Source organism: Salimicrobium jeotgali (assembly GCF_001685435.2).
Lineage (GTDB): Bacteria > Bacillota > Bacilli > Bacillales > Halobacillaceae > Salimicrobium > Salimicrobium album.
In genome coordinates this window covers 1,255,438-1,278,003 of sequence record NZ_CP011361.2, presented here as the reverse complement: position 1 = coordinate 1,278,003, position 22,566 = coordinate 1,255,438, and the positions used below count along the sequence as shown (strand labels likewise).

The window sequence follows — 22,566 nt, the reverse complement described above, 5'->3', positions numbered from 1 at the left end:
TCTTATTCCTTCCTTTCCGACTGTCTGATATCTTCGATTATCTGCTGCAGAATCTCTTTTTTGTCTTCGGAGAGGGCTTCGTCTCTCACCAGTTCGTAGTACTCCGCCATAACGTCAATCGGAGCTTTATCACGCTTTTCCCTCACCTTTTCGAGATCCTCTTCGCGAAAAGAACCGGTGATCCCTTTCCGCTCCAGATGAAGGACATTCGGGTAGACCGTTTTAAGCTGTCCGACGGGGTCAAGTATTTCTCCGTCATCAAGCAGTCGTATATTCAGGTAATTACGAGGGTTCGAAGCAGCCTCCCCTTTCATCAGATCGCTGAAATAGCCTTCCACTGTTTCGAGATCCCTCTCGGGTGTGAGAGGGGTCTGCCGGGTGCTCGTCTCCCCCCGGTGGAGGTCTGCTACAGTGAGCGATTTATGGTGCGTCACTTCTGAGAAGGAGTATTTGAACGGAGAACCGCTGTAACGGATGTAGGGAGAACCTACGCGCTGGGGCTGGTGGAGGTGACCGAGAGCTACGTAGGAGAAGTCGTGAAACAGTTCCGCCTCCACATACGGCGTCCCGCCCATCATCGTCAGTCTCTCTTCGGAATCGCTCTCCATTCCGCCCTGAATGAAAGCGTGGCCGACGAGCACGTGGCGCTCGTTCATGTCGAATCTCTCCCGAATGTCTTCAACAATTGCCTCATAAGCCTCCTGATGAGTCGTAATCTCCTTCTCTTTGAATACTGCCTGCGCTTCTGCAGGTTCTATGTACGGAATAAGATGGAAATATACCGGGCCCTCTTCATCGTGAAGTACGACCGGCTCCCGATTTTCTTTCAGTTCCGTATGTAAGTGGACGCCTCCAAGTTCAAAGAGGGACGTCCCGAACGCAAGCCGTTCGCTGCTGTCATGGTTACCGGAGATCATAAGAACCGGCACATCCAGCTTCCGCAGGTGAAGCAGCGTATCGTTCAGCACTTTCACCGCTTCTTTAGGCGGGATGGCCCGGTCGTACAGATCTCCTGCAATAATGACGGCATCCGGCTGTTCTTCCTCACATATTTTCAGAAACTGCTGAATAACTTCGTTCTGGTCTTCGGTCAGATGCTGTTTGTAAATGATTTTTCCTAAATGCCAGTCGGCCGTATGAATGATTTTCATTTGTTCTCCTACCTTTCTTCTTCCAGATAAGAATCGTACAAATGGTCGAAAGCAGCGAGCGCCCCCGGGAATGGACTGTGATACTCGAGATATGCACTAAGTTCATCGTAAGCAGCAGACTGTTTCGGAAAGCTGTGCTCATGAAACATCCAGTCAGCCAGCTTCTTTTCGGGTCCCTCTTTCAAATCACCCCGGAACCTCATCATATAATGGTAAAATGAACGTTTCATATACAATTCCTCCCTACACTATCGTATTACTGTTTTATCATGCTTTTCTCTCCGTTACAAAAAAGAACGCCGACCGGGGGTCAGCGTCTAATCTTCATCCAGGTACTCCCGCTGTCGCTTCATCCGCTTCCGGAAAACGATCCGGGAAAGGATGATACTGATTTCATACAGCAGAATCAGCGGTACAGCCACCACCAGTTGCAGGATAAAGTCAGGCGGAGACAGAATCGTGCCCATGATGACAAGTATGAGATAAGCATACTTCCTGATTTTGATGAGAAACTGGGGGTTCACTATGCCAAGACTCGTCAGAAACATCAGAATAAGGGGGATTTCAAAAAACACGGCGAACGGTACAGTGACCCGGAAAAGAAACTTAAAGTACCTTTCCACTGTATAAATTTCCGTGAACATGCCGTCATTCAGATCGAGAAGAAACGGCATGATAAATTTGATGAATATAAAATACCCGAATACCAGCCCTGCAATAAACAGAATAAAGATAAAGGGTATGTACATGAGTGATACACGTTTCTCCACTTTTGTAAGTGCCGGCCTGATAAACAGCCACAGCTGAAACGAAAACATCGGCAGCGTAGCTGCGATCGCAATAATGGATGCAATTGTAAATACGATCCATATGATTTCACCCGGGCTCGTCATATGAAGCTCGAATGATACGTCATTTAAAAAATAAGCCTGTATAGGTCGATGATAAAGAAAGCCCACGACGAAAAATGCTATAAACGTCACCAGCGTCAGGATAATTCTTTTTCGTAACTCGCCTAAATGTTCTACATAATTCATCTCCTGATCGGCCAATGTTCACCCTCCCTGTCGAAATGAAACAAAAAAGTAGATGTAAGGATATCCCTTACATCTACGCATCTCCTTACTTGTTCTCTTTGTCCGAGGATTTCTTCGAATCGTCGGACATAATATCACCGGTGGCGTTCTTGAACTCTTTCAGCGTCGTTCCGAAAGCTTTACCGATCTCCGGCAGTTTCGAAGGTCCGAAAATAACCAACGCTATAACCAAAATTAAAATTAAACCTGGTACCCCTATAGATGCCACGTGGCTTCACCTCTTTAATATACATATTGGTTCCAGCCGTGTGATTTTAAACCTGACCGGGAACCCTGATGAACATAAGTTCGTTTCGTTCATCATATCACGGAAATCGCTTTATGTCTCTACTGATTTATTATTTCCTGTCATAAATACAGAAAAAATAGTCGTACGGATTCTTCTCATCCCGCATTCCTTTTTCTTTGTCCGTAAGTTCCCACCTCGACCAGTCAATCTCCGGAAAATAGGTGTCCCCTTCGAAAGAATGATCGATATGCGTGACATACATCCGGTCGACATCCTCAAGCATCGATTCGAACAGCACCGTCCCGCCGATCACGAACCATTCTTTTTCTGGATCTCCGGAAGTAATAGCCCGTATTTCGTCCACGGAATGGACTACGGTGCAGTCGCCTGCTTCGTAGTTTTCATCTTTTGTAATGATGATATGTTCCCGTTTCGGGAGAGGGCCGTCGAGAGATTCGAACGTCTTCCTGCCCATGATAATGGTAGAATGCATCGTTTTCGTCTTAAAGAACTTGAAGTCATTAGGAATATGCCAGGGAAGATCATTATCTTTCCCTATAAGTCTGTTGTTATCCATTGCAAAAATAAACGAAATCATGTTTTCCCTCCTATACTGCTACAGGTGCTTTGATGCCCGGGTGAGGATGGTAACCTTCAATCCCCACGTCATCGATGGACAAATCAAATATAGACTTTTCAGGGGCGTAAATATTCAGCTCAGGGAGCGGCCCGGGATCTCTGGACAGCTGCTTCTCTATTTGTTCAAAGTGATTATGGTATAGGTGTGCATCCCCGAGAGTATGCACGAATTCCCCAGGCTCCAGCCCGCATTCGTTCGCAATCAGATGCGTCAGAAGAGCGTAACTTGCAATGTTGAAAGGTACGCCAAGGAACGTATCCCCGCTCCTCTGATACAACTGACAGGACAACTCCCCATTCTGCACGTAAAACTGGAACATCGTGTGACAGGGAGGCAGAGCCATGTTTCCCGGCACATCTTCAGGGTCCCAGGCTGTTACGATATGTCTCCTGGAATCAGGATTCGTTTTAATGGAATGGATCACTTCTTTCAGCTGGTCGATCACATTGCCGTCCGAAGTCCTCCAGGCCCTCCACTGTTTTCCATACACATTACCAAGGTTCCCGAATTCTTTAGCGAAATCATCATCTTCAAGAATCCTCCGCTTGAATCTGTCCATCTCTTTTTCGTAGTCTGCGGCAAAGCTTTCGTCTGTGAGTCTTCTTCGGCCGAAGTCGCTCATATCCGGCCCATCGTATTTACTGCTTGTGATCCAGCTTTCAAACGCCCATTCGTTCCAGATGTTATTATTATTCTCAAGAAGGAACCTTATGTTGGTGTCCCCCTTTATAAACCACAGCAGCTCGCTCCATACCAGCCGGAATGGTACTCTTTTTGTAGTCAGGAGAGGAAAGCCTTCTTTCAGGTCGAACCTCATCTGATATCCGAACACCGACCTCGTCCCCGTTCCTGTTCTGTCCCCTTTGTCCTTACCATTATGTAAAATATGTCTGCAGAGATCCAGGTATGCCTGTTCATTCATCCTTCATCGCCTCCTTCATAAGTAGAGCAGTACTTTGGAATCATCATTCTCCGCCCCCGCCTCCTATAAGGATACAGCCTTTTCACTATTTGCGAAAGGTTTTAAAATCATTCTGCCAGAAGACGTCCGCCCGGGAGCGGGCTCCCCCGCCGATACTCAGAACAGACCGAGCTGACGAGGGTTCAGCCCTTCGTATGATACTCCCAAATGCTCCATCATTTCTTTAGCGTTGGCAGCGGCATCGTGCCCTGAGTTGTTATTGAAGAGCATAGTGACGGAGTTCGATTCCTTCAAAAGTTTCTCTATGGAAGGAACCCAGCTTTTCAGTTCTTCTTCATTATAGTTATACAGAAAGCGGACGGCTCTCCAATCTTTGTGTCCGTTTTTTTCCCATCCGTGCACGTTGCGCCCGTGCAGCCTTATTAAAGTCTTATCCTTATTCGTCGCCCGAACGACAGCCGGAACCGACCCTTCGCCCGCCTGAGGCTCGTCGCACACCGTATGGATAAATCCTTCTTCTTCCAGAAACGAAAGCGTCCTCTCCCTGTATGCTTCCCTGTACCAGCTCTGATTCCGGAATTCGATGGCTACGGGATAATCCCTGAGCCATTCTCTGATCTGCCTCAGTTTCTGAATGTTCTCCTTCTTCACATCGAACCAGGGTGGGAACTGGAATAATAAAGCATTCAGCTTCCCTGCTTTAACGACCGGTTCAATCGATTCCTTATAAGCCTTCATCAGCTCGTGAAGTTCCTGCTTCGATCTTTTCTCCCGGTCGTGTCCGGTCAGTCCCCTGAAAGCTTTGATTACAAAAGAGAAATTCCGCGGAGTATCCTTCACCCATTTTTCGTAGTAGGTCTGTTTTTGAATAGCATAAAAAGCCGTGTCCACTTCCACCACCGGAAAATGAGACGCATACGCCTGCAGTTTTTCATGGGACCTTACAGACTCTTCATACAAAGATGGATGATCGCTCCACCCTGTGAGTCCAATATTGATGTTCATCGTTGTCACCTCCCGGAATATATTCTATTATAATATTTCTTAATAAGAATTTGAAATTTTTTCGAACACTTCCTTGACTAATATTTATAATTACGATATATTATTAAGTAAGCAAATAAGATGTTTGGAATCATAAAACAAAGGTAACTCCTAATGAGAAGTGCTTATGCTTTTGTATTCCGCACTTTTGTTAGGACATTTTGTTATGTTCCGCATCATATTTGTAATATCACGTGTTACGTGCAAGATCTAGGAGGATTTAATAATGCAAAACGGTACAGTAAAATGGTTTAACGCAGAAAAAGGTTATGGCTTCATTCAGGTAGAGGAAGGTAACGACGTATTCGTACACTTCTCCGCTATCCAAGAAGAAGGTTTCAAGTCTCTTGAAGAAGGTCAAGAAGTTACTTTCGAAATCGTAGAAGGCGACCGTGGCCCACAAGCGGCTAACGTTGTTAAACAATAAATCAAATGTCCCAAAAGCAACAGCATTGAGCTGTTGCTTTTTTATTTGGATTTATATTGTCCTTTTGAGTCTGGTAAGTCTTCCCGGTCTGGCTTCGTTTATACAAACCAGTCCGGGACGGCTTTTTATTTGATTTCAGAATGCTCCCATTTTATTAATACGTTGCAACCTTACTTTCTTCTGCGTATAATGTTACTTTGTCAGGATTTCGCGGTTCGCAAACTCCCGCGTTACCAAAACTAAGGAGGAAAAGTATTATGACGAATGAATTATTATGGATTATTTTCGCCCTGGTCAATTTCAGTATGCTTCTCGTGATTTACAGGATTTTCGGTAAATACGGCCTGTTCGTATGGATCGGTATGGCTACTGTTGTCGCAAATATTCAGGTAGTGAAGACAGTTGAATTATTCGGACTGACTGCTACCCTCGGTAATATTATTTATGGGACAGCTTTTCTCGCGACAGACATTCTGAACGAAAAATACGGAAAAGATTCTGCAAAAAAAGCAGTGTGGCTCGGATTCTCCGCACTGATCACCATGACTATCATGATGCAGTTCTCGATCAGATTCATACCGGCTGAAAGTGACATCGCCCAGTCGGGACTGGAAGCACTGTTCGGCATCGTTCCGCAGATTGCCATCGGGAGTCTTCTTGCCTACATTGTGAGCCAGTACTTCGATGTGTGGCTGTATGCCCTGTTAAAAAGAATGTTCCCGAAAGATAGCCAGCTGTGGATCCGGAACAACGGCTCGACGATGATCAGCCAGCTGCTCGACACTGCCGTATTCTGCGGTATAGCCTTTTACGGTCTGTATCCTTTTGACGTCTGGCTTGAGATTTTCTGGACCACCTATTTCATCAAGTTCCTCGTGTCACTGCTGGATACGCCTTTTCTATATGCAGCAAAATCCTTTTCATTCAAGGAGTGACGATCGTGATAGAAGTTTACACAGACGCTGCCACAAAAGGAAACCCCGGAGTCAGTTACTCCGGGGTTTATATAAAAAACAACCACGAGAAAGTGTACCGTACTTCATACCTCGGCACACTTTCTAATCATGAAGCGGAATTTGCAAGTGCCTGTTTCGCGCTCAAAATCTGCAGGGACCTTTATCCGGGAGAAATCATTTCTTTGAGAACGGATTCTAAAATAGTTGTTGAAACATTCGAGACCGGCCGATGCAAAAACAAAGATTTTCTACCCTACCATGAGCAATTGCTAAAGCTGGCCGAACAGTTCTCTTTCGTATTTATGAAGTGGATTCCGGAAAAAGAAAATAAAACGGCAGACCGACTGGCTAAAGAAGCGCTTCAAACTCATTTATATGAGTGATAACGCAGATTTTACAAATCGGTTTTTTTGTTTTTATTTCGGAGTTGCTACTAAGTATTAATAAGAATCGTTAAAGGAGAAGTTTAAAAAACCCGCTTTCTGTGCATTCAGAAAGCGGGTTTTACAATTATTTTCTTCCGAAGAACTGGTAGTAGTTCGTTTCTATAAAGCCGTTGAACAATTTTCTCTTCTTCGTAGCTTCCGTGCCGTATACCTTTTCGAACTGAGGATGGGCGGTAAGTATATAAACACTCCACGTCGGGAAATCTTTCATCGTCCCTCCGAGCTGGCGGTACGTTTTCTCCACCTCTTTCCTGTCTCCTATCCTTTCGCCATACGGCGGGTTGGAAACGAGATAGCCACCTTTCTCCACGGGTTTGAAGTCCCTCGCCTGCATCTGTTTAAAAAGGATCAGTTCTCCGAGTCCCGCTTCCATGGCGTTGGCTTTCGATATTTCTATCATCTTCGGATCGATATCCATCCCCTGGATATTGACAGGGTGATCATACTGCGCTTTGTCTTCAGCCTCTTCAAAAGCTGCATCCCAGTACCTGTCACTGACGAATGACCAGTTTTCCGAAGCGAATTCCCTGTTGAACCCGGGAGCAATGTTCTGCCCGATAAGCGCCGCTTCTATCGGTATCGTACCGGAGCCGCAGAAGAGATCGACGAAAGGGGCATCCCCTCTCCAGTTCGTCACCTGTATGAGCGCGGCGGCCAGCGTTTCCTTTAAAGGAGCCTCCCCCTGGCCTACTCGATATCCCCGCTTATGGAGACCGGAACCCGAGGTGTCCAGTGTGAGCCACGCCTCGTCTTTATTGATATCCACTTCCACACGATAAAATGCCCCCGTCTCCTCCAGCCTGTCCGCGATACCGTACTTCTGCTTCATACGTTCTACAATCGCCTTTTTCACGATAGCCTGGCAGTCAGGGACGCTGTACAGTTTCGATTTTTTGGATTTTCCGATGACCGGAAACTCTCCGTCCTCCGAGATGAACTGTTCCCATGGGAGAGCTTTCGTATTTTCGAACAGTTCGTCGAAACTGTAGGCGTTGAACTTACCGACGAGAAGCTTCACCCGGTCGGCGGAACGGAGCCATAAGTTCACTCTTGGTATGTCGGAAGGGCGCGCTTCAAAGACAGCACGGCTGTTCTCCACCTTCACGTTTTCATACCCGAGGTCCCTCAGTTCCTGCCCGACGATCCCTTCAAGTCCCATCGCGGCTGTAGCTATAAGCGTAATTTTATCCATCGATATCACATCCTTATATTCAAAATAGATAGTTCCCCATTCGACCTTCATCCGGCGGCTGAATTGCAGTCTTAAAGAAAAAACCTCCATTACGGTAATCCTACCATAAAGGAGGTGACATATCTTATGTATGACCGGGAGATGCCTGGTAAGCCATGTTCTGTACCTTTGTACTGCCGGCGGTGGTCAAACCTCGTACTCCGGTGGTAATCATCTATCTGCCGGCGATGCCGGCCTCTTTCTCCGTTTCATTCCTTCGAAAGAGTGCCCCTACCTAAGTTTGGGTTGCTCGCTCGAGGGGTTTACCTCGTTCCACCCGAAGTATTTCTACTTCGGCTCCGTCACTGTGGCACTTTCAAGATAGTCAGACCATATCCCATCCGGGACACAGGTCTTTTCTCTGCCGTTAGTGCTTGGCACTACCCAGACTTATGATTTCGTCTGGCACGAACACTACAAGCAATCTCAGCTTGTGCGAGCATGGACTTTCCTCTGCCATCGGCAGCGATTACCTCAGCATCTCCCATGTTGCGAAAGTTCATTTTATCAGATTTCCCGGCAATTGTCATCGAACAATTTATTCCTGATCATCCTGATATTCACGGGAACCGAATACTTCCTTCTCCAGGTTGGACAGACGTTTCAAAATATCGTAGTTCACCTGGTTGCCGGACTTCATCGATCTCGTTTCCCTTCTTTCGGGCTGGACCGGATCCTTCGAAATGGATCGATTCTTCTTGAGCCGGTCATTTTCTTCCTTTAAATCCTTGATCATTTGCTCATACTGTTCATAATCCTGGATAACCAGGTCGAGGTATTCATCGACTTCTTCCTGATTATAACCTCTCATCGACGTTTTGAAATCTTTTTCCAGTATTTCTTTTCCCGTCAAATGAAACCGATCTTCCGTCATTCCATTCACCTCTTATCCTGCGAGTACTTATATTCTTTCAAAACTGGGTGCGTCTGTCAATCGGGATTTCCTCCTTCAAACAGTTCAGGGCTCGTCCATTCCAGTTCTTCTACAGTATCCTGAAGATCCTCCGGGGTGATCCGCTCTATTTCATAACCTTCGGCAAAACGGGCCATTTCCAGAAAGAATTTGGGAGTTCCGGGAGTCTCTTCATCGTAAAGAACAAGCGCTCTGTCAGAATGCTCGATCAGAAAACGGTCTTTCGCTTTGAACTGAAAAGCACCCTGATAGCCGCCTTTGTAGACCGGCTTATAAAAATCCGCATCTTCTTTTATTTCCTGAAAAGCCATCTGGATATCTTCGGGCCAGCGCTCTTCCGCACCTTCAAAAGGAGGAAGAACCGCCAGAGACACGTCGTAATCTTCTTTCAACTCCAGCACGACCTGGGCTGTCCAGAATTCTACACCCGGCTGGCAGGAGACGAGGACCCACTCTCCTCCCTCCTCGAGAAAAGCGATGAGTCTTCTCCGGATGGCCTCTTTTATAAACAGTACCCGCCGGTCCTCCTCCTGGAAGATTCCCATTTCGTGAGACTTATACCCTGTTACGACCAGGCGTCTGTCCAATTCGGCTCCACCTCCCTCTTCCTTCCTTATTCAACACCTGTCAATCTGTCCGCGGTTGTTTTTCAATGAAAACCCACTAAAACTATTATAGCTTTAGTGGGCCGGAGTGAAAACTGTTCATTTGTTAAGGTCTTCCGGAGTGAAAGAAAAAGGCAGAAGTTCTTCCATCGTCATCGATTTGATCTGACCCTTCACACTAGTCGTGTGTATCACTGTGTTGGAATCGAAGAACTCACTCATCACCTGTCTGCAGGAGCCGCACGGAGGAACCGGGCGATCTGTGTCTGCAGTGACTGCCAGCGTCTCGAAATCATAGTGGCCGTCTGCCACAGCTTTGAAAATAGCCACCCGTTCGGCACAGCAGCTCGTCGGATAAGCGGCATTTTCAATATTCACTCCTTCGTACACCTCACCGCTTTTCGTAAGCACTGCGGCTCCCACCGGAAATTCGGAATAGGGTACGTAAGCTCTCTTCCGTATATCTATCGCTTTCTGGATTAATTCGTCTCTCGTTACCATCATATCCCCTCCTCTGTTAGGGATATTCATTATATAAAACACCCGTCCTTTTGTAAAGCGTTTGCATTCGACCTTCAGAGATTGTCCAGCACCATGTCCAATACGTAGTGGGAAGACTGATGAAGATCTTTGTACCTGTTCTTATCCACGTCAAGATAATAAGAATGAAGAATAAGCATTTCTATGTTTTCATGCGTCGATTTGATCTGATTCGGGTGTACGGTTACGTCTCTTTCCTTTACAAACGGTTCCACTTCTTCGTACCAGTCCTGGACCAGCTCGAAATAAGGTGCTGTTTCATTTTTCACCTTTTCAAAAAATTCGTGATCCGTCCGGTCCACCGGGCCGGTGTGTGAAGTGTATCGCTCGTACAGCTCATCCAGAGATTCTTTAAGCGTAAGGGTTCTTTTTTGCAGACTCATCCATACCCTCCTTTTCCCCATTAAGAGTAGCATGATTTGTGTAACTGGTAAATCCTTCTCCCGTAAAGGATCTGCTTTTTGTTCACAAAGATGTAACTTTATCACCTCTCGGCCCCTTCTTCACATTTCCCAGTGCTTTGGAACTGTTCTTTCGGACCTGTTCACACCCCTTCCCCTCCCTTTTCCTGTTCTTACAGCAATAAAATGTATTTCCTTAAAAAAAATACTGCTGTATCCGTATTCATGGAAGGATTTATATTTGTCGTTTGGGGATGAAGCACGTATAATAAAGTGAGAATTCCAGGAGGAGGATATGATGATGCGATATCCGAACGGAAGTAAAAAGAGGGTATCCCGTGCCAACACCGCTCCTGCCTCCTCAGCTGATAAATACAGCAACAGGGGCATGACGCTTGAAGAGGACTTGAACGCAGCCAATATATACTACCTTTCCAGGAATATAGCAAGCATCCATAAAAAACCTACACCCGTGCAGATCGTTAACGTCGATTACCCGAAGAGGAGCGCCGCCGTAATCAAAGAAGCTTATTTTAAACAGGCATCGACTACGGATTACAACGGGGTTTATAAAGGATATCATGTGGATTTCGAGGCGAAAGAAACGAGGAACAAGACATCTTTCCCTTTGAGTAACATCCACGCCCATCAGATTGCTCACATGGAACAGGTGATCCACCAGCGCGGTCTGTCCTTTATCATTATCCGGTTTGCACCACTGGAGGAAACCTATCTTATGGAAAGTGAATATATTATTGAATACTGGAATAACCAGGAACGCGGAGGGCGAAAATCGATCCCTTATCAGACGGTCAAGGACAAAGCGTATACAATACCTTTTCACTTTCAGGCAAGACTGGACTATTTGAAAGCTGTAGACATGGTTTTGGAGAAATTGGAGGAAAATTGAATGGCTAATAACTACAACTCACGAAAAGAACGACGCCAGCAGTTGAACAGACGAAAAGCGAAGAATAAGAAGAGTAAGTTCGCGGGTTCGTCCAAAATCAAAAAGATTATCGCTATTATATTAATTGCAGGAGTGATCATAGGACTCGGAGTAACTGCCCTGTTCGCCTACTATGCTTCGAACGCTCCGGAACTTAAGGCATCCGAACTTCAGGCTCCTTTCTCTTCAAAACTTTACGACATGAATGATGATTTCGCGATCAATGTCGGCGGTGAAGAGCGCCGGACGAGGATCAATTATGAGGACCTTCCGGAGACATACGTAAATTCCGTGCTCGCGACGGAAGACGTCCGCTTCTTCGAGCACAGCGGTATCGATCTTCAGCGTATACTTGCCGCTATATGGGCAAACATCACACAGGGTTTCGGATCGGAAGGGGCGAGTACCATCACCCAGCAGGTAATTAAACAGTCCCTCCTCACCTCCGATAAAACGCTGGAGAGGAAAGTACAGGAACAATATCTGGCACTGAAACTCGACCGTGAATACGAAAAGGAAAGAATTTTCGAAATGTACGTCAATAAGATATATTTCGGCCAGGGGGCCTACGGCGTTGCCGAAGCCGCCAAAACTTACTTTAATAAATCGGACCTGAGTGAACTGACACTGGCAGAATCCGCTTTGCTTGCCGGTCTGCCTCAGCGTCCGAGCGGCTACGACCCTTATGAGAACCCTGAGCTTGCCAAAGACAGAATGAGTACTGTCCTTCACTTAATGGTGAGTCACGGCAAGATTTCGGAAGAGGAAGCAGAAAAAGCGCGCCAGACCGATATTTCTTCGATGCTTGCCGAAAGGACAGAAAAAACGAAGAAATTTCAGGCGTTCGTGGATCAGGTTCAGAAGGAAGTCGAAAGCAAAATGGAAGATGTGAACATTTTCAAAGACGGACTTAAAATTTACACTACCCTGAATCCTGAAGCACAGCAGCTCACTCAGGAAGCTATGAACGGGGAAGGACCTGTGAGCTGGCCGACCGAGTCCCTTCAAAGTTCCGTATCCGTCGTTGATACTCAAACCGGTGCGATCCGTGCCATAGGTGGCGGGAGAAACTACGTATCCGGAGGCCTGAATTTTGCCACTGACGATCCGAGACAGGCAGGTTCGACGATGAAACCGATCGCAGCGTATGGTCCGGTTATAGAACATGAAAAATGGTCGACGTATCATCAGCTGAAAGATGAGGAGACAGATTTCAACGGGTACTCCCCTTCCAACTTCGACGATGAACACCGTGGCTGGATGTCCATACGTGAAGCGCTCGCCCAGTCCATCAACATCCCTGCGGTAAAAGCACTCGATGCTGTAGGACCGAGCCGTGCCAGTGATTTTGCCAACAAGCTCGGTATCTCCTTCGGTGAAGGGCCTATGGAGCTTGGTGATGCTCTCGGTACACAGGAAGTAACGCCTATTCAGATGTCCGGGGCTTATGCCGCCTTCGGTAATGAAGGAGTCTATAATGAGCCGTATACTGTAAGGAAAGTGGAAACACCTGATAACGGTACCGTAGATCTTACACCTGAACCGGTCTCCGCCATGAAAGATTATACAGCGTACATGGTCACCTCCATGCTGAAAACTGCCGTGGAAAGTGGAACCGGTACAGCTGCTAAAGTTCCGGGCCTCCCTATGGCCGGTAAAACAGGTACAACGAACAAAGAAGTGGATGCCTGGTTCAACGGCTATACCACCGACTACTCCATCTCTGTCTGGACAGGGAATCAGGACAGAAGCTCTATAGAGTATAAAAGTGGGAAAGACATTCCGAAACAGATGTTCCGCCATCTGATGGGAGAACTGTCCAAAGGTAAAGACACGGAAGACTTCAAGCAGCCGGACAGTGTTGTGGAAGTAGGAGTGGAAGAAGGATCCCGGCCGGCAAAATTGCCTAGTTCCTACACTCCCTCCTCCGAAATCGTGACGGAACTGTTCCATGTAGACAATCAGCCCTCAGATGTATCAGCCCAGTATCAGCAGATGGACCCGGTCAGCGGTCTGTCTGCTTCTTATGACAAGGATTCGGACAGTATCGATGTAACGTGGTCTTATCCGGAAAGCGCCGATTTCTATATTACGGCGACCGGGGGCAACTCAACCTCGACCGGGGATACAAGCTATGAAATAAGCTCCCCGGAGCCGGGTAAGACTTACGACATCTCTGTAACGGTTCTCGGGGACGGTTCTTCTTCCGACAGTGATTCAAAGAACACTTCCGTACAGGTTCCGGAACAGGAAAGTGAACCTGCTGAAGAATCTACTGAAGACGAACAAAGCAGCGAAGATGAAGAAAACAGCAGTGAGGAAGAAAGCGAAGATTCAGGCAGCACGGGAAATAACGAAGACGGCAATACGAATGAAGACTCCGGAAACGAAAGCGATGCCGGAGAAGAGAATGAAGACTCCGATTCCGGAAATGAAGGAGCCGACAGTGAAAACAGCGGGTCCGAAAATGGCGGATCGGATAGCCAGAACAATGATGCCGACGACCAGAATAATGAGTCGGACAGCCAGAATAACGGTTCCGGAAACCAGAATGGTGAGTCGGACAGCCAGAATAACGATTCCGGAAATCAGAACAATGAATCAGACAGTCAAAATAATGAAGCCCCGGAAGAAGACAGCAGTTCCGGGGCTCAAAATGACAATTCGGAAAGTGAAGGTAACGGATCAGACAGCCAGAATAACAGCTCTTCTCAGAACGAAAGCGGTGATCCGGACTCTTCGGAAGAAGGGAACTCCGGAACAGATGCACCATCCGATAACAGTTCTGATGAACAGTACAACGGTTCCTCCGAAGAGGGAAACAGCGATTCCGATCAGGAAAGTAATCAAAACTCCGGCTCTTCAGGCGAAGGTTCCGGTACAGACGCTGGAAACGGAAGTTCAGGCAGTGCTCCCGCCCCCCAGGAAGACTCAGGCAACTCGGGAGAGGGGTCCGCCCCTTCCTCAAGTAACAATTCCGGCGGTTCTTCAGGCGAAGGCTCCGGTCAGAGGAACAGCGACAGCTCCAATTCTTCGGAACAGAGCAGCGAGACGGAAACACCGGCCTCTGGCAGTTCAGACAATGAAGAAAGTAATGAATCTACCGGCTCTTACAACAGCTCGTCCGAGAGAAACACCGAATCTCCGGAACAGAATAGCGGTTCAGACGATTCAAATGGACGTTCCTCAAATTCCGACAGTGAAACTCCGGATACCTCTCAGGAAAACTCTGAAGCCCCGGATGAAAATTCCAATTCATCAGAGTCCGGCAATAATTCGGATAATCATACGCCCCCCTCCGAAACAGAAGAAAGTTCAACTCAGGAAAAACAGCAACCGCAGTCAAAAGACAATGACTCCACTGATTAAAAACCCACTGAATATACATCCCGTCGCCCGACGTGACACCACCTCCATAAGTCAATTTTTACACCATATAAAATTTGTTTGTATATGCTTTTCAGCCAGGTCATTTACTGAAAACAAAAATGAGTACCGGCGCTTTTCATAAGCACCGGTACTCATTTTTTCTGTTTCATTCGTTTCTGTCCTTCCCGGCACAGCGAAAGAAGCGGACACTCCTCACACCGGGGGTTTTTTGCTCTGCAATGGTACCTTCCGAAAAAAATGAGTCGATGATGTGTAGCACTCCACTCTTCTTTCGGCACTTTTTTCATCAGAGTCTTCTCCACCTGCAACACTGAATCTTTCCAGCGGCAGATGCCTAATCGTTTCGACACCCGCTCCACATGAGTATCCACTGCAATCGCAGGTTCACCAAAAGCGACCGAAGCCACTACATTCGCCGTTTTTCTGCCTACTCCTGCGAGGGATTCCAGTGACTCTTTACTTTCCGGTACTTCTCCATCGAAACGTTCCAGAAGCGTCGTGGCCATCTTCTTCAGATTTTTCGCCTTGCTTCTGTAGAGACCGATCGATTTTATATCTTTTTCCAACTCTTCTGTTTCGACAGCAGCTATATCCTCCGGACTTTTGTACTTCCTGAAAAGATCCGGTGTCACTTTGTTCACGAGATTATCTGTAGCCTGAGCCGATAAAATCACGGCCACCAGCAGTTCAAAGGCGTTCGAATGGGACAACTCGCAGTCTGCATCCGGGTACATTTCCTCCAATATATCCAGGCAATATCGTATCTGTTTTAAAGTAAGCATTTCTTCTCCTTTATTCTTCTTCCAGCCAATTGTAGTACAGGGACTTGTCCCGTTTTGAATTTGATGGCGAAAAGTTCGGTTTCTGACCGTTTCTGAACTGTTTCCCGTGATTCTGGGCCTGTTTTATCGTCCGGATACCCTTCCGATCCCATTCCGACAGAATACGGTCAATGTATTTGAAATTCATTTTTCCCATAAGAACAGCTTCCCGTAAAGCAGCTTTTATCAGATCTTCTTTATAGTTCTCCTCATCAAGCCAGATATTAATCGTTTCTATTTCGAACGGGGATAAAGGCCTTCCGAATTCCTTCTCAAATAGTGGAAACAGCGACTCTTTCATATCTGACGAAGATTCTTTCTTCGCCTGCTGTTTCTGGAATAGTAATACGAAAAGAGGTTCAAGGGAGTATGTTTCCTGAATGATCCCTTCAGGTCCTTTTTCATGCAGTATTTCGACTATTCCTTTTTGTATCAAGGAGCGAAGCAGATTGGAACATTCCTCTTCAGACACAGTCAAATATTCGGCTATTTCCTCCGGAGTAGGAAAATTCACTCCTTCCTGCTTGAAACGGAATAGCTGAAGTACGATTGCCAGTTCTGTTTCATTCATCCCCAAAGCTTTATACCCGGTAACCAATTGTTGCGGGAGGGTCAGCTGAGTCTGCAGTATATATTCGTAAGGTTGGTTCTTGGTCATGATGATCCCTCTCTTTAAAAGTACTAAACCTCCATCTTCCGTTTCTCCTGCTGTCGGAGACACCCTTCTCATTCAAGTGAAATATCAGGCACCGGTAATTCCCGATGCCTGACAGCCACTGCACGATTATGGATATAAACGGTTCAACAGACGAGGGAACGGTATCGTTTCCCTCACATGTTCGACTCCGGCTATCCAGGCGACCGTTCTTTCCAGTCCCAGTCCAAAACCGGAATGCGGTACGCTACCGTACTGACGAAGCTGCAGGTACCACTGATAAGCATCGCCGGTAAGATTGTGTTCTTCATAACGCTGTTTCATCAGCTCCAGATCGTCAATGCGCTGGGAACCGCCGATGATTTCACCGTATCCTTCCGGAGCAATAAGATCTGCACATAAGGCCACGTCCGCACGTTCCGGATCCGGTTTCATATAGAAAGCTTTGATTTCAGTCGGAAAGTGGGTAATGAAGACCGGTTTCTCATAACTGTCCGCAATCGCTGTTTCATGCGGAGCACCGAAGTCATCGCCCCAGTCAATGTCCGTGAATCCTTTATCCTTCAGCAGTTGGATAGCATCGTCATAAGTAATCCGCGGAAAAGGCGCCTCGATCTTCTGGAGGGAAGTCAGGTCCCTTTCCAGAACCTCAAGCTCCATTTTACAATTCCGCAGTACGGATTGTGCGATGTACGAGACATATTCCTCCTGCACTTCCAGGCTGTCCTCGTGATCCATGAACGCCATCTCGGGTTCAATCATCCAGAACTCTATCAAATGCCGGCGTGTTTTCGACTTCTCCGCACGGAATGTAGGTCCAAAACTGAATACCTTATTGAAAGCCATGGCAGCCGCTTCCAGGTAAAGCTGGCCACTCTGAGATAGATAAGCTTCCTCATCAAAATATTTCGTATGGAACAGTTCTGTCGTCCCCTCTGCAGAAGAACCCGTCAAGATCGGTGGATCGATTTTGACATAACCGTTATCATTGAAAAACTCATAAGTTGCCCGGATGATTTCATTTCTCACTTTCATCACGGCATGCTGTTTTTTGGAGCGAAGCCACAGGTGACGATGGTCCATCAGAAATTCCGTACCGTGTTCTTTCGGTGTGATGGGGTAGTCCTCCGCTTCCTGAATGATGGAGAAATCGCTTATCTGCAGTTCAAATCCAAGCGGAGACCGCTTGTCTTCCACTACCGTGCCCGTAACGTATAACGACGTTTCCTGGGACAGAGTTTTTGCTTTATTGAACTTATCTTCCCCCAGGTCATTCTTTCCTACTACTCCCTGAATGAATCCTGTGCCGTCACGGAGTTGCAGAAACGCTATTTTACCGCTTGAACGCTTATTATGGATCCAGGCCCCAATAGTAACTTCCTCATTTAAATGTCTGGATACGTTTTGAATTGTAGTTTTAGCCATAACTGAATGTCCCTTCCTTACTTATGATGTGTCTTTAGAAATTTTTCTATTCTGTCTGCCGCTTTATTCAGGTTATCCATGGATGTCGCATACGACAGTCGTACGTTATTTTCGGAACCGAAACCCGACCCCGGTACAAGAGCCACCTTCTCTTCTTCAAGGAGCGCTTCCACGAATGCATCTACGTCCCGGAAGCCGCAATTGGAAGCAGCTTCTTTGACGTTCGGGAATAAGTAAAAAGCTCCCTTCGGTTTTTCGCAACTGATGCCGGGAAGGTTTATGAGTCTTTCATAAAAAACTTCCAGACGTTCCCTGAAGGCTTCTCTCATTTTCATTACCTCGTCTTCCCCGCCGGAATAAGCTGCCAGAGCAGCATGCTGGGCTATGGATGTGGGGTTCGAGGTTGAATGTGAAGCCAGACTTGTCATAGCTTTAATGATCTCCCCGGGTCCTGCTGCGTAACCGATTCTCCACCCCGTCATGGAATGGGATTTGGATACTCCATTGATCACTACCGTACGTCCGTATAAGTCATCCGACAACTGCGCCATGGAGACGTGAGGATCCTCGGTATATACCAGTTTCTCATAAATTTCATCGGATACGACGAGAAGATCTTTTTCCCGCACCACTTCCCCGAGTTTTTCCAATTCTTCCCTTGTGTACATCATACCTGTAGGGTTGCTCGGGGAATTGATGATAACAGCTTTGGTTCTGGAAGTGATGACATCTCTGAGCTGGTCGGGGGTGATTTTAAATTCGTTCTCCTCCCCCGCTTTCACGAATACCGGTTTTCCTCCCGCAAGCTTCACCTGTTCCGGATAACTGACCCAGTACGGTGCCGGGATGACTACTTCATCTCCCGGATTAAGAAGTACCTGGAATAAAGTGAAAAGGGCGTGTTTTGCCCCCGTCGTTACAATGATCTGGTTTTCATTGTACTCGAGTCCCTGATCTTTTTTCAATTTGTCGGCTACCGCTTTTCGGAGTTCCGGGATCCCTCCGGAGGGAGTGTACTTTGTCAGTCCTTCATCCATGGCCTGTTTGGCCGCCTTGAGTATATACTCCGGGGTATTGAAATCAGGTTCTCCCGCCCCGAGACCGATCACGTCATGTCCTTCCTGTTTCAAAGCTTTCGCTTTAGCCGTAATAGCCAGTGTGCTGGAAGGTGTCAACGTCTGTACTCTGTTTGCTAATTCCATAATCATACCCCTTTTCTACTCATTTTTTTTAAAAGCGAATCTCTGAAACTCTTCCCCTGTCTCTCCGTCGAAGTAAGCAAGACCATACCTTCCTTCCTGATCGGTAAAAGTGACCTCCCAGGAGGGGGTACCGTCTTTGTAAGCAGGCTGGATGTGAGTAAATGAACAGTTCCGGCAACTGTCCTCCCACCTGTCCACAATTTCTTCTCTCGGTACAAAATCTTCCCGATCTATCCGGTCAGCTATGGTGCCGCTTTTTTTGTTTACATAATAGATCATATCTTTATCGTTGCTCGTAGTAAAGAGTATCTCAAACGGCGCAGAGCTGTTGAAAGTATAATTTGCCATGACTTTTACATCCCCTGCCTTCTCCTGCACGGTTTTCAGTGCAGTGTCCGCTCCCTCGGTACGTCTCTCTTCAAGTATGTTATAGACACTGATATACAGTATCATCAAACCGAGGAGTATTGCTGCAAGAACTCCGGCAATCCACCACAGATGTTTACCCTTCATAAAATTTTATCACCGCTGTTCCGGACTCTTTCAGAGAAAGACCGATTATAATATTATTTTTCTTACATTTCTTATTCAGATAATCGATAACTTTATACAGGTCCTCATTATAAACCGTTTCGATCCTTGCTACGAGGGTCTGTTTATTCATGATGTCCTTCCCCCTCCGCCGGTTCGGTGCCGGGTGCGGGAAGATAATCGTCGAACTTCTCCAGCAGCTCTCTGGATTCGACTTCGTGCACCCTAGTAACAGGCAACGCTTCTATGAAATAACGCCCGTAGTTCGCTTCAAGTATCCGCTTATCGAGAATGACCAGCAGGCCTCTGTCGTTTTCACTGCGGATAAGACGTCCCACTCCCTGTTTGAACCGGATAACCGCTTTCGGAAGGGTCAGATCCATAAACGGGTTCTCCCCTTCACGGCTCCAGAGCATCTCTTCCTTCTGCTGACCGGGGTGGGCAGGAGGATCGAAAGGCAGTCTCACCATCACGAGACAGCTCAAGTCTTCTCCGGGAATGTCCACTCCTTCCCAAAAAGTGTTCGTTCCAAGAAGTATAGAGGAATCAAGCGCCTGAAAATCCTTTTTAAGCCGGTCTCTGCTGCCACTCGTAATCCCCTGGGCGATCAGCTGATAACGGGAGGATTCCTGAAATTCCCTGAGCAGATAATAAACGTTTTTTAACATAGAGTAGGAAGTGAATAAAACGAGCATTCTGCCGTTCGTTTTCAAAGCCAGGGAAAAAATCATTTCACTGATGGCATAAAGGAACCCGTTTCCCTTCTTCTTAATGGAAGGTATATCAGTAGGGACGACCACCTTCATCTGGTGTTCGTAATCGTAGGGAGAAGGGATGATTTCTTCCTTTTCCACCGACTCCATACCAAGCTGTTTTTTCACGAATTGAAACGATCCCCGGGCCGCGAGAGTAGCACTTGTGAATATGATACTGTCCTTTTTGGTGTGCAGCCGTTCCGACAAAACGTGCGTATGCATATGGCTTTCACTTTCCAGCGTCAGCGTCCCCTGGGGATGTTTAAGCTCGAATTCCGCCCATACCGGATTCTCCGTGTTTTTAAGGAAGATAGAATCGATCTCTTCAGTCAGTTCCTTATAATATCCGATCTGATAATCAAGACGGGTAATAAGAATGACAAGATCCGGGTTCTCATGGGTCTGTAATTGCATAAGCAGCTCATTCATCAGTGTTTCTGTCCCCCGGATCAGCTGATTCAATTCTTTCAATAAACGCTCACACATATCAGAGATGATTCTCAAAAACTTTCCGGATCCGAGATTGTAAAAGTCGAAAATCACTTTGCCGGTATCCGATGAAACCGCAGGACGGTTCTTCACGGCGTAAGAAGAAAAATACGAAGACAGCTCTGCCCACTCAGATTTGGCATTATCAATATGGACAGTGCAATATTTTAAAAGTTCCTGCTTTTTTTCTTTGTTCATCGTCACATTCTGATAGTAGGACGGTTCAAAAATTTCTTTCCACTGGGAGAACAGCTGCTGCACGGACGGATAGTACAGACGTGAGCCGAAGTATTTAGCTGCCACGCTGTTTAAATGATGCGCTTCATCAATAATAGCATATCGGCACGAAGGAATAAATTCCTCTTCTTTCAGGAGATCATAACAGAACAGAGCATGCGTCGTTACGATAATATCGGCGTATGCGGCTTTCTCATAAGCTTTGTGATAATAGGAATAGTTTCCCATGGACAGCGCAATTTCTTTTCCTTTCTGATCTGCCGACACTTTGCGCCAGAATTTATAACCGTTGGAAGGCATCTGAATTTCCTCGATATCACCTGTTTCGGTTTCGAGCACCCATACGAGCAGCATCGCTTTCGTCAGTACATCGTCATAGTTATGGAGCGTCCCATATTCAAGTTCATACCGGAAATGGGCGAGGCTTAAATAATGCTCGCTCCCTTTCAGGGTGGCAAAGGTGAAAGGGACCGGACTGATCTTTGAAAGGAGCGGTAATTCTTTTTGAGCAAGCTGGGACTGGAGCGTATTTGTATGGGTGGAAATCAGTACCGGTTCCTTTTTTTCGACAGCTGTATGTACAGCGGCTGTTACATAGGCCATCGATTTTCCTATACCGGCACCGGCTTCTATAAAAGCGGATTCCTTCTCATGCAAAGACTGATGGATCGATTCGGCCATTTTCTTCTGTTCTTTCCGGGAACGGTATGACTTTATAATACTGTCAAGGCCCTCCGGCTCTTCAAAAAGAAACTGTAGCCACTCTTCCCATGCGGGAGCAAGACGTTTCCCTCGGTAATCCTTCTCCTGGGAGGACAGTTTAAGTACAGGAACGCCTTCCCACAGTTCATATTTATCATCGGCAGGACCGCTCCCCTCATACCTTCTTGCAGTCAGAAGATCTTCGAGTATGAGAGTTACATCACTTTTGAAAGCCGCTGAAAGCTTCAGCAGGTACAGAAGCGTCTTTTCCGGCAGACTTTTCATTTTAGCTTGAAGTACTTTCCACAGTTCCGCGGTCACACGTGCATCCGAAATGGCGCGGTGGGGTTGATCATGCGACAATTCAAGGGACTCCGAAAGTTCCGACAGTTTATGACCGGAAGCTTTGGGCATTAATACTCTCGAAAGCTCCACCGTGTCGATTACCTTCGCGGAAATCTGATCTTCTCCGAGCTGAGCCAGAGCATCGTTTATGAAAGTGAGATCGAAATCAATATTATGTGCTATTACGTAGTCCTGACGAAGAAGTCTCTTCAAATCGGGAACGATTTCCGAGAAGAGCGGGGCATCCATAACATGGTCATCCGTAATTCCGGTCAGATTACTGATAAACGGTGGAATTTCAGCTTCAGGGTATATAAAAGTCGAAAATTCCTCTGTTACCTTATCGCTCTCCATTACTACTATTCCTATTTCTATGATTTTATCTCCGCGACCCGAAGAATTGCCGGTGGTCTCCAGGTCAATAATCGCATAGGTACTCACGTTTACCACTTCTTTCCGGAAA

Annotated in this window: 24 protein-coding genes and 1 other RNA gene; 5 read left to right on the top strand and 20 right to left on the bottom strand. The window is 46.7% G+C overall.

The features are described 5' to 3' along the window. Positions 1-2: 2 nt before the first annotated feature. The 7 genes from AAV35_RS06415 to AAV35_RS06385 all read right to left on the bottom strand — a co-directional run bounded on the left by AAV35_RS06415 (position 3) and on the right by AAV35_RS06385 (position 5,044). Complete coding sequence (locus tag AAV35_RS06415) at positions 3-1,151, bottom strand: exonuclease SbcCD subunit D (protein ID WP_008587595.1); 1,149 nt, start codon at positions 1,149-1,151, stop codon at positions 3-5. A gap of 8 nt (positions 1,152-1,159) precedes the next feature. Further along, positions 1,160-1,381 carry a YozE family protein gene (locus AAV35_RS06410; protein WP_008587593.1) on the bottom strand — a complete coding sequence of 74 codons (222 nt, stop codon included), beginning with the start codon at positions 1,379-1,381 and terminating at the stop codon, positions 1,160-1,162. Positions 1,382-1,468: 87 nt separating this feature from the next. Beyond that, positions 1,469-2,203, bottom strand: coding sequence for a twin-arginine translocase subunit TatC (tatC, locus tag AAV35_RS06405; protein WP_008587592.1), 735 nt, complete (start codon positions 2,201-2,203; stop codon positions 1,469-1,471). A gap of 70 nt (positions 2,204-2,273) precedes the next feature. Further along, complete coding sequence (locus AAV35_RS06400) at positions 2,274-2,456, bottom strand: twin-arginine translocase TatA/TatE family subunit (protein WP_008587590.1); 183 nt, start codon at positions 2,454-2,456, stop codon at positions 2,274-2,276. A 130-nt stretch (positions 2,457-2,586) separates the two neighbouring features. Then, positions 2,587-3,075 carry a dihydrofolate reductase gene (locus tag AAV35_RS06395; RefSeq protein WP_008587588.1) on the bottom strand — a complete coding sequence of 163 codons (489 nt, stop codon included), beginning with the start codon at positions 3,073-3,075 and terminating at the stop codon, positions 2,587-2,589. 10 nt (positions 3,076-3,085) lie between these two features. Further along, positions 3,086-4,039, bottom strand: a complete 954-nt coding sequence (locus AAV35_RS06390; RefSeq protein WP_008587586.1) for a thymidylate synthase — start codon at positions 4,037-4,039, stop codon at positions 3,086-3,088. Between the two features lie 156 nt (positions 4,040-4,195). After that, positions 4,196-5,044, bottom strand: coding sequence for a DUF72 domain-containing protein (locus AAV35_RS06385; RefSeq protein ID WP_008587584.1), 849 nt, complete (start codon positions 5,042-5,044; stop codon positions 4,196-4,198). Positions 5,045-5,309: 265 nt separating this feature from the next. Here AAV35_RS06385 and AAV35_RS06380 point away from each other — a divergent pair, with 265 nt between their 5' ends. From AAV35_RS06380 to AAV35_RS06370, 3 genes are all read left to right on the top strand, one after another. After that, positions 5,310-5,510, top strand: a complete 201-nt coding sequence (locus tag AAV35_RS06380; protein WP_008587582.1) for a cold-shock protein — start codon at positions 5,310-5,312, stop codon at positions 5,508-5,510. Positions 5,511-5,767: 257 nt separating this feature from the next. After that, entirely contained in the window at positions 5,768-6,445 is a 678-nt protein-coding gene (locus AAV35_RS06375; protein WP_008587581.1) for a queuosine precursor transporter, read from the top strand. Between the two features lie 5 nt (positions 6,446-6,450). Further along, entirely contained in the window at positions 6,451-6,849 is a 399-nt protein-coding gene (locus tag AAV35_RS06370) for a ribonuclease HI family protein (RefSeq protein ID WP_008587579.1), read from the top strand. Between the two features lie 127 nt (positions 6,850-6,976). Here the strand turns inward: AAV35_RS06370 and AAV35_RS06365 are convergent, their stop codons facing one another. The 6 genes from AAV35_RS06365 to AAV35_RS06340 form a co-directional block, all read right to left on the bottom strand. Then, positions 6,977-8,104 (bottom strand): THUMP domain-containing class I SAM-dependent RNA methyltransferase, encoded by a 1,128-nt coding sequence (locus AAV35_RS06365; RefSeq protein ID WP_040609095.1) that lies wholly within the window; start codon positions 8,102-8,104, stop codon positions 6,977-6,979. Positions 8,105-8,249: 145 nt separating this feature from the next. Further along, positions 8,250-8,624: RNase P RNA component class B (gene rnpB / locus AAV35_RS06360), an RNA gene on the bottom strand. A 57-nt stretch (positions 8,625-8,681) separates the two neighbouring features. Beyond that, the gene (gpsB, locus tag AAV35_RS06355; protein WP_008587573.1) at positions 8,682-9,017 is read right to left on the bottom strand and encodes a cell division regulator GpsB; all 336 of its coding nucleotides are present in this window, start codon (positions 9,015-9,017) and stop codon (positions 8,682-8,684) included. Between the two features lie 56 nt (positions 9,018-9,073). Then, positions 9,074-9,643 (bottom strand): SLOG family protein, encoded by a 570-nt coding sequence (locus tag AAV35_RS06350; protein WP_008587571.1) that lies wholly within the window; start codon positions 9,641-9,643, stop codon positions 9,074-9,076. Positions 9,644-9,760: 117 nt separating this feature from the next. Next, positions 9,761-10,162 (bottom strand): cytidine deaminase, encoded by a 402-nt coding sequence (gene cdd, locus AAV35_RS06345; protein WP_008587569.1) that lies wholly within the window; start codon positions 10,160-10,162, stop codon positions 9,761-9,763. 74 nt (positions 10,163-10,236) lie between these two features. Continuing rightward, complete coding sequence (locus AAV35_RS06340; protein WP_008587567.1) at positions 10,237-10,584, bottom strand: DUF1798 family protein; 348 nt, start codon at positions 10,582-10,584, stop codon at positions 10,237-10,239. A gap of 319 nt (positions 10,585-10,903) precedes the next feature. Between AAV35_RS06340 and recU the strand changes: the two genes are divergently transcribed. Beyond that, the gene (gene recU / locus AAV35_RS06335) at positions 10,904-11,512 is read left to right on the top strand and encodes a Holliday junction resolvase RecU (RefSeq protein WP_040609093.1); all 609 of its coding nucleotides are present in this window, start codon (positions 10,904-10,906) and stop codon (positions 11,510-11,512) included. Further along, positions 11,513-14,920, top strand: a complete 3,408-nt coding sequence (locus AAV35_RS06330; RefSeq protein ID WP_008587562.1) for a PBP1A family penicillin-binding protein — start codon at positions 11,513-11,515, stop codon at positions 14,918-14,920. A gap of 152 nt (positions 14,921-15,072) precedes the next feature. On the opposite strand, the gene nth is transcribed toward AAV35_RS06330, so the two are convergent. The 7 genes from nth to dinG form a co-directional block, all read right to left on the bottom strand. Next, positions 15,073-15,723, bottom strand: coding sequence for an endonuclease III (nth, locus tag AAV35_RS06325; RefSeq protein WP_008587559.1), 651 nt, complete (start codon positions 15,721-15,723; stop codon positions 15,073-15,075). A 10-nt stretch (positions 15,724-15,733) separates the two neighbouring features. Then, positions 15,734-16,420 carry a DnaD domain-containing protein gene (locus tag AAV35_RS06320; protein ID WP_008587557.1) on the bottom strand — a complete coding sequence of 229 codons (687 nt, stop codon included), beginning with the start codon at positions 16,418-16,420 and terminating at the stop codon, positions 15,734-15,736. 126 nt (positions 16,421-16,546) lie between these two features. Beyond that, positions 16,547-17,842: an asparagine--tRNA ligase gene (gene asnS, locus AAV35_RS06315; RefSeq protein ID WP_008587552.1), complete on the bottom strand. Its 1,296-nt coding sequence runs from the start codon at positions 17,840-17,842 to the stop codon at positions 16,547-16,549. A 17-nt stretch (positions 17,843-17,859) separates the two neighbouring features. After that, on the bottom strand, positions 17,860-19,044 hold the full coding sequence (locus tag AAV35_RS06310; RefSeq protein WP_008587550.1) for a pyridoxal phosphate-dependent aminotransferase: 1,185 nt from the start codon (positions 19,042-19,044) through the stop codon (positions 17,860-17,862). A gap of 15 nt (positions 19,045-19,059) precedes the next feature. Further along, the gene (locus AAV35_RS06305; protein WP_008587548.1) at positions 19,060-19,557 is read right to left on the bottom strand and encodes a hypothetical protein; all 498 of its coding nucleotides are present in this window, start codon (positions 19,555-19,557) and stop codon (positions 19,060-19,062) included. Next, entirely contained in the window at positions 19,547-19,708 is a 162-nt protein-coding gene (locus AAV35_RS14345; protein WP_008587546.1) for a DUF4264 family protein, read from the bottom strand. Before AAV35_RS14345 ends, AAV35_RS06305 begins: the two co-directional genes overlap by 11 nt. Then, on the bottom strand, positions 19,701-22,544 hold the full coding sequence (dinG, locus tag AAV35_RS06300) for an ATP-dependent DNA helicase DinG (RefSeq protein WP_065757366.1): 2,844 nt from the start codon (positions 22,542-22,544) through the stop codon (positions 19,701-19,703). The genes AAV35_RS14345 and dinG overlap by 8 nt, the downstream gene beginning before the upstream one ends. Between the last annotated feature and the right edge of the window lie 22 nt (positions 22,545-22,566).